Below are 12,182 nucleotides of genomic sequence, written 5' to 3'. Positions count from 1 at the left end.
AATGGCACACATTATACGTAAAAGCTGCCTCGAAAAAGAGGGAACGAGATATCACTTCTCATACCCATCATTCTCGAGGCTGTACTATATGAATAATGGAGCGTGCGTATATGCTAAAGTCAACCCATCAAAGAAACCGAACACTAATGATATGGATCACCTGTATCCTCCTTGTACTATGTGTATCCTGTAGTAACAGTAAGACTGCCAATGATACTAATCCTGCTACGAATACTGTTAAGACAAAGGGCAGCCATAGCCACTCTTCTCCTACTACTTCTGGAATGTTTACTGATCAAGTCCTACACACTGATTATTCGGGAAAAACATGGATACCCTTACAGAACGCCGTTCAATCCCTAGGTCTTCGTATGAAAGATTCTGGGAACGCTGTCCAAATTGGGTATACCGATCCAATGTATAAAGCACGTCTTGGACAAGAACAAGCCTCTTCATTAGGGAAAACCGTCCAATTGAAAGAAGCGCCTATCCGTGTGAATGGACAATTATATCTAACCTCCGATTCCCTCTCAAGTCTGCTCCATACGAATGTTAAATGGAACCAGAGATATCATAGGATTGAGATCTCACCACTTCATGATGACTCACCACCGAATAATAAAACCCCAGAGAAGTCCTTGCGCATCGCTAGCACATCAGCAGATACGGGTGAACTCATCTCATATGCCAAGACATTTTTAGGTGTCCCCTACGATTTCGGGGCTGAACCATATGAGCAATCGAAGAAATTTGATTGTTCCACTTTCACACAACACGTGTTCAAAAAATTCAATGTAGACTTACCAAGACTGGCTAGAGATCAAGGTAAAGAGGGTCGTGATGTTAAGCGAGATAACTTGAAACCTGGCGATTTAATATTCTTCACAGTCCCTGACCGATTTGAAAGTAACGCGATTCCAGGACATGTGGGGATCTTTATAGGAGATGGCAAGTTTATTCATACATGGGGCAAACCAGGTGTTCAGATCAGTAACCTAGACACTGGTTATTGGAGTAATGTAATTCTATTCATGCGAAGTGTCTTATAAATTAAGGCATTCATGAATTAGGGCATTCATGGAGAAAGTATAGTAGTAAATATGAGGAGGTTAGAGCAGATGGACAATACACATGAGTTCGTAGAGAAGTTACATGATACGCAGAAGAAAGCAGCACGAAATAAGGAGCATCAAGGTAAGGGAACCCCAAGTCAGAAATTGCCTACCAAGATACACGGAACACAGAAATAGAAATAAGGAATAACGGTATCTATTCTCATATGAGAGGACGATACCGTTGTATTTGTTATTGCTATAATATCCGTACAATAGCCCTATTAGCTCAATTGTATGGCTTGTATTCTCCATTTTATGATTTTATTTGTGAATGATTCTTCAGCTCGCGAGATACCTTCTTGCTGAGGTACTCATTTAATATATCATCAAGTTGCACCGATTTAGTCAATACTCGATGATCCTTGATACCATAGATGTTTGCTAGCGTGTTCAACTCACTTCGTCTACACTCTATCAAACTGTATACCGTACTTGTGTTCAATAGGCTCCCTCCCTGTTTGTCATACATATTACAACGAGTTACCAAATTGTTACTATTCTGATGTTTCTATATACCAATTAATACTAGATTCAATATCCTGTTTACCACCGCAAAAAAAAGAGCCCTCGGAAGAACTCCGAACAGCTCTTGGAAATATATTAAAGATTAGTTAGACACTACCCACACCATGCTCTAATGGTGTGACAATATTAGAACCATTAGGTAGAGGTTGTCCAATCGGAATAATGTTACTTAAGCTAATAACAAGAATTAATGTAGCCACCACTAATTTCACTGATTTCATTGTTACATCCCCTTTTTATAATTATGTCATACTCTTCTAACTCTTCTTGCAAGGCACAACTTCTATACTTCTCAAATAATGACATTGAATCTATTATTTCCTTCTTCTTGTTTATATTAGCATAAATTGTAAGGCTTTGAAAAATAAATTTCATTCCTTCTCTATATTTCTTGTTATCAAATTGGTATATTGCAATTTGATAACAAAGATTTGCATACCTTAGCCTATTAAAAACATCTTCGTAACCATTACATAATTTCGATAATAGATCTCTCTGATACCCCTGAATAGCATCCTTAAACTTCTCCAGAATATCGTCTACCAAGAATCCATGTTGGTTAGCCGATTTTATAATCGTTGAGAGGCCCGGAAGAACTTCTTTCGGATTGTCTTGCAATAGTTGCGTGTATTCTGGAAGTATACTCACATTGCCCATAAGAATCTGTAATGTATAGGTATTGGCTACTGCCCACATTTGGAATTTCTCCATCCATACACGGCCCTGTTGATCTAATCCATCGATCCAGCTTAAATCTGCATAGAGAGAAACAGCCGCCATGCCTTCCTCATAGCGCCCCTGATGCTCTAACACTACACCCTTCAACAAGTAACCATAACCATAATAATAGACCAATGGTTTTTCAGTTATCAAATGTTCAATAGGTCTCTTTCCTATCGTTCTGCGCTTCTCACTCTGAAGGACAATATTAGAGAGAACGATCAATTCATCTGTATACTGCTCAACTTTGTCCCACTTATTCATAGCGTAGTAAATATTCGATATCTGAGACAAAGCATCTAACTGATAGCTCTCTGGCAATCTCTTACAATAGAGAGCAAACTGAAGTGCAACCTCCATATTACGTTCCGCATCAAGTCCAATAGAGGCTCTAAATATACGGTATTGGCTAATCGCTAGCCTCTCAGAATGCTGATACCGCTCATGCTCAGCTACACATTTATAATAGATGATGGATTCCTTCGTCTGCCCACTGGTATACAACTTCTCAGCAAGAGAGAACACCAACGTTAAATAGGTTAGATTCTCCATTAACCTATTTAGTACTTGAGCAATCGTATCCTCTTTGCCAAGCTCCGAACAGCGAATTAGAAATGAACCTATCCTTCTACCATTCGGCTTCTCATTTGCGAAACATTCTTCCACAAATAAGTCGTATAGCGCTCCCTCTTCAAACCCTAGTGCCTTGGTTATGAGATCAATCTGCCGCACGGAAATGGGCTTGGGCGGATTCTTGTTAAGAATTGCGCTGATGACACCTTTATTAATTCCAGTTGCTTGTCCAAAACTACTAAATGAATGCCCAAATCGCTCTAAATGATTTATTATTTCTGCTCGAATCGTGGTTGCCGGACTCATTCCATCACCCCTATCACAGAAAAGCTCATCTCACTCTATCAAAATCCTAAATAAGTATTCTCTCCTATATAATTACAATTATACGAATATATTGATATGTGGTCAATTAATAATATTCACAAAGATACTAGAGATGAGAATCCTGATTGAACACTATACCCCCAATAGGATAAAGACAGCCCTCAGATTAATGAGAGCTGCCTTATATACAAGTCTATCGTTGATTGTGTATTTTTATACATTCATACCTGAAACCGAGATAATGAGAATAAGCTAATATCCTGCTGGGTCGCTTGCTTCACTGTTAAATCTGACAGGATCTCTCCTACCACACTAGAGAACTTGAATCCATGACCTGAGAATCCACCTGCCAGTAGAATGTTCCGATATGCAGGATGATAGTCAATAATGAAATCCTCATCTGACGTCATCTCATACTTACATACGGACCCACGAATAAGCTTACCAGCTGCCAAAGGCATGTAAGTCTCAAGCGCACTTCTCAGATCCCCTTCATCATCCGGATAAGCTCCAAATGGTTGTATAGGTTCACCTGGTTGCCAAGGTGCGCCTTGATCATGACGGCCAATTTTCACCCCTCCACCATCGATACTAGGAAACCCATAAAACCCACCTGCTAGGCTACCTAAAGTGAATCCTGGAAAGTTCTTTGTATCAAAGAGTGACTCATCACTTTGGAACCAGCCTACGACTTTGCGGACCGACTGGATGGGTAGCTTGATGAACGGCTCCAGTGTTTTGAACCATGCACCCGCACTTAATATCGCCTTATCTGCATGAAACACACCATGCTGTGTATGGACAGATACGCCCTCACCTTTGGCTTCAATGCTAGACACATTCGTGTATGGTAAAAGGATCGCGCCTTCTGCTAGTGCCATTTGTCGATAGGCTGCTACACACTTCTCACTAAATAAATAACCCGCTTCTGGCTCGTACAACCCCGTGAAGTCATCCGTAAGTCGGATACCTGGCCATCGCTTAGCAATCTCATCTGCATCAAGCAGTTCTAGGGGTACGCCTAACTGGCGTGCGTCCTTTAGGCGTTCTTCATATGAGTATACGTTGGCGGAAGACATATTCAATACACCCGATTGAATAAGTAAAGAGGTATCCGTAGCTTCTTCTAGCTCATTCCACAACGTATGCGCCCGGAGTGCCAATGAAACATACGCTTTCCCTCCATGATAAGCATGTCGTATCAACCGTGGTTCACCATGATGGCTCCCCTCATGATGTGGAGGATCGAACGCATCGATGAGTAACGTTCGGATACCCTGTCTAGCTAGATGATAACCCGCACTCATCCCCATAGATCCCGCTCCCACGACGATAACATCGTATGACATGCGGATGACAATCCCCCCCTATCATGAGTCTATCTAATCTATTCTTTAACTAATAACTGATTGATAGCCCGCTGTGACAAATCCGCGAAGTATTCTGCACTAATGGATAGTGCGCGCTCATCTACATCGAATGCAGGATGATGCCATTCCTGTGGACCAGACGTACCCATAAATACAAAGAACCCAGGAATCTCCTTCTGGTAAAATGCAAAATCCTCTCCTGCTGAAGAGGGGACTGCCGCCACCACATTCAAGCCTACACGCTCAGCAGCCGCAATCGCTAACGATTCAAGTGAACTATCGTTATGAACAGAAGGAGGTCCCGGCAGCCATTTCACGCTGGCCGTTGTTCCAAATGCAGCAGCAACCCCATCGATAATCTGTTGAAATCGTTTCAGCACATGCTCCCTTACCTCGATATCAAAAGTACGAATCGTTCCATCTAACATGGCTGAGTCCGAAATAACATTCCAAGCTGTCCCACTATGAATTCGAGTAACACTAATCACAGCACTCTGAAGAGAACCTATATTACGACTCACGATAGACTGAAGTGCAGTAACCATATGCGACGCAACTACGATCGGATCCACTCCAGCCTCTGGTACGGCTGCGTGGGTGCCTACTCCCTTCACCTCAACAGCAAAGCCATCAGCTGCTGCCATCAATGCGCCAGATTTAATCCCAATCGTTCCCGTGAGTAGGTCGGGCTTATTGTGCATTCCAAATATGGTCTGCACCCCTTTCAAAGCCCCACTTGCGATGACCTGTTTAGCCCCCTTCGCCTTCTCCTCAGCCGGTTGAAAGATAAACCTTACCGTCCCCTTTAAATCATGCTCTCTTTGCTTCAATAGCATCGCTGCTCCCAATATAGACGCCGTATGAAAATCATGACCACACGCATGCATCTTGCCAGGAAATAATGAGGCATAAGGTAAACCCGTATCTTCTTGAATGGCTAATGCATCAATATCTGCACGTACAGCAACAATCGGTCCGCCATGTAGACCCCCTACTTCCGCAATAATGCCTGTTGGAAGTGAATAATCAGCGACTCCAATTCCCGCTTCTTCCAGCCAACCACGTATCGATTTTGTTGTTTCGAACTCTTCATGAGATAACTCAGGATTCGAATGCAAATGACGTCTCATCTTAATTAATTGTTGTTCCAACATGACTATTAATCACCCTCTACTAGCACCTCTGAGAAAGCTTCCTTTAGCAGCTTATAAGAATGAATTCGCTTGGAGAAATCCTTTACAGCTGTCGTAACGACAAACTCCTCTATGCCGTATTGTTGTTGCAGATCAAGTAAATGTTGCCGAATCGCCTCCTTCGATCCTTTGGCAATGGCAGCATCTTGTATATCAATTCGGTAACCCTCGTTCGACTGTCTTCCAAATTCTTCCGCTTTTTCTATTGTACCTAATGTCACAGACTTTCCGCTATCCAAATGTACTTTGATTAGCTTCTGTTCCCCGGCTAATTCATTCGCTTCCTCCTCTGTATCCGCAATAATGACTGAAAGTGCTAGAATAAGCTGAGGTTGAGTACCTTTGCTACCATTGAAACGATTACGGTATGCTGCAAATGCATTCTGAGCAATGATAGGATCACTATTAATAAATTGAGCAAATACATAAGGGAGACCTAGATCTGCAGCCGATTCTGCGCTAGATACACTTGCTCCAAGCAGATAAAGTTCAGCCGGTTGTACCGGGTTAGGCGTTGCCCGTAAGCCACTTTGTGGATGATCCTCATCCAATTGGTTATGAATGAGTTGTTCTAGTTCTTGTAGTTTGTGCTCTAAGGACGGTGTTTCTGTCATCCCCTGTTGAAGTGCCTTCGTAGAACGTGGAAGCCCACCTGGTGCTCTTCCGACGCCTAAGTCTACTCTCCCAGGTGCTAGTGTCGCTAGGACATTGAAATTCTCCGCCACTTTATAAGGGCTATAATGCTGAAGCATAATGCCACCAGAACCAATCCGAATGGATTGAGTCCTTGCTAATAAATACGAGATCAGCACTTCAGGTGATGACCCCGCAACTTGATCAGAATCGTGATGTTCTGATACCCAGAATCGGTGATATCCCAACTCTTCAGCTAGTTGAACAAGTTCAATTGTATTCTGAAAAGCAATCGCAGCGGTATCCCCTTCGAACACTGGGCTTTGATCTAATATACTAAGCTTTACTCCCATCGAATCATCCGCTCCTTCTATATTTCCTCTTATAGAGGTTGTTCAAAAAGTCATCTTTTGATCACGAAGTATGCAAGAAGTTTATTCGACATCGAATATTGAATTCAGCCGGTCCTAGCCTATGCTTTCGAGGTATGTTTCCTTCCGAAACATTTCAGGTGCTCACGTAGGTACTTCCTACGCTACGCTCCGCTCCTCACTCCCTTGCTTCATCCAATCTTCTAAGGCGTTTCGAAGAAACGCAGCATCATAAGCATATACTTTGGTGCTGAAAATCCGACTTTTTGAACACGTATTTATATGGAATAAGCCCATTCTGAAGTGATGCGTTTCAGGAATTGCTTCGTCCGTTCTTCCTTTGGAGCGCCAAATATATCCTGTGGCCTTCCCTCTTCGACGATGACACCTTCATCCATAAAGACCACATGGTTAGATACATCCCGAGCAAAACCCATCTCGTGTGTCACAACAATCATCGTGATGCCTTCTTTGGCGATTTTGCGAATAACATCTAATACTTCGCCGACCAGCTCAGGATCAAGTGCAGAAGTAGGCTCATCGAACAAAATCACTTCTGGATTAAGCGCTAATGCTCGTGCAATGCCTACTCTCTGTTGTTGGCCACCTGATAATTGACTTGGATAGGCAGCAAGCTTCGCACCTAGTCCCACCTTCTCAAGCATTTCTATACTCTTGCTCTTAGCCGCGTCCGCCGAGAACTTCTGAACGATGATAAGTCCTTCCATCACATTCTCAAGTACCGTCTTATGCTTGAACAAATTGTAGTGCTGAAACACCATCGCTGATCTTTGTCTAAGATTATGAATATCCTTCTTGTTTGCATGTTTGTAATCGAGGCTGAAATCACCAATCTCAATTTGCCCTTCATTGGGTTTCTCCAAATAATTAATGCAACGAAGCAGCGTTGTTTTACCCGATCCACTCGGACCTAGAATGACAACAACTCCCCCTTTTTCCACGGTCAGATTAATACGATGTAACACTTCATGCTTACCAAACGACTTGGATATGTTGGTCAGTTTAATCATGCTACGCCACCTCGATTGTAATTATTGATCCGTTTCTCAAGCCTACTTGTTGCTCTCTCAATGAGAACCGTCATTCCCCAGAAGAGTAGTGCTGCTGCAATATAGGACTCAAGAAACTTCCAATTGGTTGCCGCGACGATCTGTGCTTGTGCGTTAATATCCACCACAGACACAGTGAAAGCAAGCGTAGATGCATGTAGCATACCGATCAGGCTATTAGAGAGGTTCGGGAGGCAAACCGATAATGCTTGAGGAAGAACAATCCTTCTCAATGCCTGTGCAGTCGTCATCCCTACAGAATAAGCTGCTTCTATCTGTCCACGATTGACGGCCAATATGCCAGCTCTAACGACCTCCGACATATAGGCTCCCGCCGTTAGAGAGAAAGAAATAAGCACAAAACCGATTAAGGGAATTTGATTGGAGTGAAAAGGAAGGCCCCAAGTTCCTGATATCCCATCTATAAGCATCGGAAGACCGAAATAAATAAGAAGTAAATGCATCAACATGGGCGTACCACGAATGAACATGACATAAGCAGCAGCGATTCTATGCAACACCGGTATTCTGTATATCCGAATAAGGGCAACCGTCGAACCAAGAATCAAGCCAATGGATACTGAGACCACGGTAATGATTAATGTCGTTGGGAGTGCTTTAATCAAACTTAGCAAAGCCGTTAGAATGAACAGCGGGTCAATTTTCAATGTGGATCAACCCCCTTCTCTAATCGTGCTATCTCTCTTTTGCGCCATCCAATCAACTTTCTCGGTGACCGTTCCTTCTCAACAACTTGCCGTTCGTGCCTTAGCAGTCTAGCCTCCATATAGAAGAACATTCTTTCAAGAACCGTACTAATTACGAAATATATAAGGGATAATGCAATATACGTCTCCAGGAAATGACGAGTCGCTGAGCCTAACGTCTGAGATTTACCTGTCATCTCCATGGCACCTAACGTAAAAGCAAGGGATGTATCTTTCAGGTTTGCGATAACTAGATTAGCAAGAATCGGTATAGATATGGCTAACGCCTGCGGAAGTACGATTCTCGTCAATGCTTGGTACCCACTCATTCCAACCGAATAGGCCGCCTCTATCTGCCCCCGATCAACCGCATTCACTGCAGCGCGTATCGCTTCTGAAATAAATGCTCCGCTGTGTAGTGCATAGGCCACGATAACGAATACAAGCACGTTTGTCCTTGAGGCATCCACATGAACAAGCTTCAATAATTCAGGTAACCCATAGTAAATAAGAAATAGTTGGATCAGAATGGGCGTTCCGCGAAAAAAAGATACATACACTTGGGAGACTCTTTTCAAAACCGGGACATTGTATAATCTGGGCAGCGCCACAATAAATCCCATGATGATACCGAGTACGATAGAACTTGCTACAATGAAAAGGGTGATATGCAGGTAAGACAATAATTTGGGTAAGAAATCGAGTACATAGTTAAAATCAAATTGTCTGCCCACAGCATTTACACCCCCATATGATCTGGTATCTCTCTTTTATTTCGTTTTTGCGTCATCTAAACTCTTCGTAAAATCTTCACCAAGCCATTGAACGCTTAATTTAGCTAGCGTACCATTTCCTTTCAGTGTCTTGATTGCTTCATCAAGATGATCGGACAATTCCTGACCATCCTTACGTAATACGAACAATACATCCGATTGAATCAATGGCTCACCCACCGTCTTCAACGCAGGCGTACCGTCAGAACCAAGATAGTCTTTGATTGCAAAATCGGTGGATAGCGTACCATCTACGCGCTTGTTCTCAAATAAGGCTACTTCATCATTCGCCTCACCGCTCGAATACACAATGTTAAGCGCATTATCATGTGTTCTATTATATTGCTCCAAGAAGTAGGCCTGGTTACTTGTTGGTCCAATAAGTACCTTCTTCCCTTTCAAATCGTCAAGCGACTTGATTGTGGTGTCATTCTTAAGAACCGCTACTTTGGATAGGAAAATGCTATATGGCTCTTTGTTAAATAAGAATTTCTCTTCGCGCTCTTTATTTTTCTCCATTTGGTGAGCGACGAAATCAATTTTGTTCGTTTCAAGGCTGAGTAATAAATTTCCGAAATCCATCGTCCTAAATTCGAATTCATATTCAGGCAACAATTTATCAATTTCTTTCACAAGTTCAACATCGAATCCGGTCAACTTACCACTCTCGTCAATAAAGCAGACGTTCGGGAACTGTGTACCCGTACCGACAATGATTTTCTTCGCTTCCGTAGTACTTCCGCTTGCCTTATCCCCCTGTGCAACTTCCCCATTATTATTAGACCCACACCCTGTAGCCATTACCATCAGTAGTACTACAGCGCTTATCACAGCTAGCTTCTTCATTCTTTTTCCTCCCCAATGTGAACTTTAAAATATAAACTGATCTCATTCACATAATTCCTATCAGTTTTATGTGATTTAATGTTGAATTAACTTTACAACCATGCGTTGTTCCCGTCAACGGGTTAGCTAATAGAGGTTTTCTATATCATGATTTGATATTTCAATAGCACCCTAAAAATCAAAGTGAAAAAAATATTCCATAAAAAACGTCAAGGTATCATAAAATAAAGGCGAATTCTCATTCAGAAATGAATGGGAATTCGCCTTTATTTTTTCAAATGCATTTTATAAAAACTTAAAATCGCTGCTTCTTCATTGACCTTCTCGTTATACAGTAGTCTTTTCACAAAATCTCAATGAACTGTTATACCACTAACTATTCTGCTTTAGATGATGGTATCGGAGAATCCCAGCATTCAACCCTATGAGAGTCGTCCAACATAGGTAGACTTTCTCGAATAAATATAGGGTCTTTCCCTGCCTTCTTCTGTTTCATATAATCTTTGAGTGCAGCAAAAGCTACTTTAGATAGCATAGTAATAGCAATCAAATTGACGATAACCATGAGGCCCATAAATAAATCAGCCAAATCCCATACTAACTTAACTTTGGCCACCGATCCAAATATAATCATTGCTAATACACTAAATCTATATATGACAATCCAAATTTTATTTGATTTCAAGAATGCAATATTGGTCTCTCCATAGTAATAATTCCCGATTAGCGTACTGAATGCGAACAAGAACACCATCAAGGCTAAGAAACCAGATGCCCAAGAACCGATGTGAACACTTAATGCTGCTTGTGTTAATTCGATTCCATCTAACCCAGATTGCGTATATAGGCCAGAGAGCAGAATGATCATCGCTGTACTTGTACAAATCAATAATGTATCCACAAGGACGCCTAAGGCTTGAATCAGCCCTTGCTTCACAGGATGGCTTGTAGTCGCCGTCGCTGCTGCATTAGGAGCACTCCCCATACCCGCTTCATTTGAGAACAATCCACGCTTCACACCTTGCATAAGCGCCGCTCCAAGAGTCCCTCCTGCGACTTGCTCAATACCAAATGCATTCTTCACGATCAGCGCAAGCACTGCTGGAACTTGTCCAATATTAACTAGCACGATATAGGCAGCAATACCGATATACAGTACCGCTAGTACAACGACGATATATTCCGACATCTTGGCAATACGTTTAATACCACCGAATATAATAGCTGCAAATGCCGCAGCCATGACTAACCCGATCATTAAACGATTCGTGCCAAAAGCATTCTCGAAAGCTATTGAAATCGTGTTCGACTGTACTGCATTAAATACCAGTCCGAAAGACAATGTGATTAGAATAGCGAACAAAGCACCCATCCATCGTTTATTTAAGCCACGTTCCATATAATAGGCTGGTCCACCTCGGAACCCATCTTTGTCTTTGACTTTATACACTTGCGCTAGCGTACTCTCGATAAAGCTAGATGCTGATCCAATAACGGCGATAACCCACATCCAGAACACCGCACCAGGACCTCCAAGCGCAATTGCGATCGCAATCCCTGTAATATTACCGGTCCCGACACGAGCGGCCATACTAATACAAAACGCCTGAAACGGAGAAATGCTATCACGAGTGCCACCTTTAGATTCTCTTAGTAGGCGCACCATTTCTTTTAACAGACGAAATTGTAGGAACTTCGTTCTAAAGGTGAAATACAGACCACAGGTGATAAGCATAACGATTAGCAATTTAGACCACATCATACTGTTTATAAAGTCAATCGTGTTTTGTAAAGTTTGTAACATTTATGCGGCTCCCATCTAGTTGAGTATATGGTATTTAATGTCCATTTTTGAGTAGATACATTAGTATATCAAATTTTTCTTAAGGAGAGATACATGTATTAATTTGGAATGTACCATTTAATCTTCCTAACTTTAGGTGTAAACATACACATTTC

General features: G+C 42.1%; 13 protein-coding genes. 2 read left to right on the top strand and 11 right to left on the bottom strand.

Annotated elements, in window-relative coordinates:
• The first annotated feature begins 284 nt into the window (after positions 1-284).
• Positions 285-1,049 (top strand): C40 family peptidase, encoded by a 765-nt coding sequence (locus tag PGLA_RS10025; RefSeq protein WP_211269524.1) that lies wholly within the window; start codon positions 285-287, stop codon positions 1,047-1,049.
• Positions 1,050-1,118: 69 nt separating this feature from the next.
• A complete protein-coding gene (locus PGLA_RS26725; protein ID WP_084410919.1) occupies positions 1,119-1,250 on the top strand; it encodes a DUF4023 domain-containing protein in 132 nt (43 codons plus the stop codon).
• A gap of 118 nt (positions 1,251-1,368) precedes the next feature.
• Here the strand turns inward: PGLA_RS26725 and PGLA_RS26720 are convergent, their stop codons facing one another.
• From PGLA_RS26720 to PGLA_RS09980, 11 genes are all read right to left on the bottom strand, one after another.
• Positions 1,369-1,557 (bottom strand): aspartyl-phosphate phosphatase Spo0E family protein, encoded by a 189-nt coding sequence (locus PGLA_RS26720; RefSeq protein ID WP_245699789.1) that lies wholly within the window; start codon positions 1,555-1,557, stop codon positions 1,369-1,371.
• Between the two features lie 169 nt (positions 1,558-1,726).
• Positions 1,727-1,861 (bottom strand): hypothetical protein, encoded by a 135-nt coding sequence (locus tag PGLA_RS29385; protein WP_281197283.1) that lies wholly within the window; start codon positions 1,859-1,861, stop codon positions 1,727-1,729.
• Entirely contained in the window at positions 1,815-3,239 is a 1,425-nt protein-coding gene (locus PGLA_RS10020; protein WP_068532149.1) for a hypothetical protein, read from the bottom strand. The genes PGLA_RS29385 and PGLA_RS10020 overlap by 47 nt, the downstream gene beginning before the upstream one ends.
• Positions 3,240-3,481: 242 nt before the next feature.
• The gene (gene solA, locus PGLA_RS10015; RefSeq protein WP_068532146.1) at positions 3,482-4,609 is read right to left on the bottom strand and encodes an N-methyl-L-tryptophan oxidase; all 1,128 of its coding nucleotides are present in this window, start codon (positions 4,607-4,609) and stop codon (positions 3,482-3,484) included.
• Between the two features lie 38 nt (positions 4,610-4,647).
• Entirely contained in the window at positions 4,648-5,784 is a 1,137-nt protein-coding gene (locus tag PGLA_RS10010; protein ID WP_068532144.1) for a M20 peptidase aminoacylase family protein, read from the bottom strand.
• Between the two features lie 5 nt (positions 5,785-5,789).
• Positions 5,790-6,809 carry an LLM class flavin-dependent oxidoreductase gene (locus PGLA_RS10005; RefSeq protein ID WP_068532142.1) on the bottom strand — a complete coding sequence of 340 codons (1,020 nt, stop codon included), beginning with the start codon at positions 6,807-6,809 and terminating at the stop codon, positions 5,790-5,792.
• Positions 6,810-7,105: 296 nt separating this feature from the next.
• Positions 7,106-7,858, bottom strand: a complete 753-nt coding sequence (locus PGLA_RS10000; RefSeq protein WP_068532140.1) for an amino acid ABC transporter ATP-binding protein — start codon at positions 7,856-7,858, stop codon at positions 7,106-7,108.
• A complete protein-coding gene (locus tag PGLA_RS09995) occupies positions 7,855-8,565 on the bottom strand; it encodes an amino acid ABC transporter permease (RefSeq protein ID WP_068532138.1) in 711 nt (236 codons plus the stop codon). Before PGLA_RS09995 ends, PGLA_RS10000 begins: the two co-directional genes overlap by 4 nt.
• Entirely contained in the window at positions 8,562-9,338 is a 777-nt protein-coding gene (locus tag PGLA_RS09990; RefSeq protein WP_068532136.1) for an amino acid ABC transporter permease, read from the bottom strand. Before PGLA_RS09990 ends, PGLA_RS09995 begins: the two co-directional genes overlap by 4 nt.
• Before the next feature lie 36 nt (positions 9,339-9,374).
• Positions 9,375-10,223, bottom strand: coding sequence for a transporter substrate-binding domain-containing protein (locus PGLA_RS09985; RefSeq protein ID WP_068532132.1), 849 nt, complete (start codon positions 10,221-10,223; stop codon positions 9,375-9,377).
• A gap of 376 nt (positions 10,224-10,599) precedes the next feature.
• Positions 10,600-12,027, bottom strand: coding sequence for an alanine/glycine:cation symporter family protein (locus PGLA_RS09980; protein WP_068532130.1), 1,428 nt, complete (start codon positions 12,025-12,027; stop codon positions 10,600-10,602).
• Positions 12,028-12,182 lie beyond the last annotated feature (155 nt).

The sequence above is a fragment of the Paenibacillus glacialis genome (genome assembly GCF_001637205.1).
In the GTDB taxonomy this organism is placed as follows: Bacteria; Bacillota; Bacilli; order Paenibacillales; family Paenibacillaceae; genus Paenibacillus_AQ; species Paenibacillus_AQ glacialis.
The sequence above is the reverse complement of the archived record's forward strand: the minus strand, read 5'-3'. Positions and strand labels throughout refer to the sequence as shown.

Bases quoted from the DNA above. Each gene is read 5' to 3' on its own strand.
- PGLA_RS10025 (WP_211269524.1), top strand. From the start codon at position 285: ATGTTTACTGATCAAGTCCTACACACTGATTATTCGGGAAAAACATGG.
- PGLA_RS26725 (WP_084410919.1), top strand. From the start codon at position 1,119: ATGGACAATACACATGAGTTCGTAGAGAAGTTACATGATACGCAGAAG.
- PGLA_RS29385 (WP_281197283.1), bottom strand. From the start codon at position 1,861: ATGAAATCAGTGAAATTAGTGGTGGCTACATTAATTCTTGTTATTAGC.
- PGLA_RS10020 (WP_068532149.1), bottom strand. From the start codon at position 3,239: ATGAGTCCGGCAACCACGATTCGAGCAGAAATAATAAATCATTTAGAG.
- solA (WP_068532146.1), bottom strand. From the start codon at position 4,609: ATGTCATACGATGTTATCGTCGTGGGAGCGGGATCTATGGGGATGAGT.
- PGLA_RS10010 (WP_068532144.1), bottom strand. From the start codon at position 5,784: ATGTTGGAACAACAATTAATTAAGATGAGACGTCATTTGCATTCGAAT.
- PGLA_RS10005 (WP_068532142.1), bottom strand. From the start codon at position 6,809: ATGGGAGTAAAGCTTAGTATATTAGATCAAAGCCCAGTGTTCGAAGGG.
- PGLA_RS10000 (WP_068532140.1), bottom strand. From the start codon at position 7,858: ATGATTAAACTGACCAACATATCCAAGTCGTTTGGTAAGCATGAAGTG.
- PGLA_RS09985 (WP_068532132.1), bottom strand. From the start codon at position 10,223: ATGAAGAAGCTAGCTGTGATAAGCGCTGTAGTACTACTGATGGTAATG.
- PGLA_RS09980 (WP_068532130.1), bottom strand. From the start codon at position 12,027: ATGTTACAAACTTTACAAAACACGATTGACTTTATAAACAGTATGATG.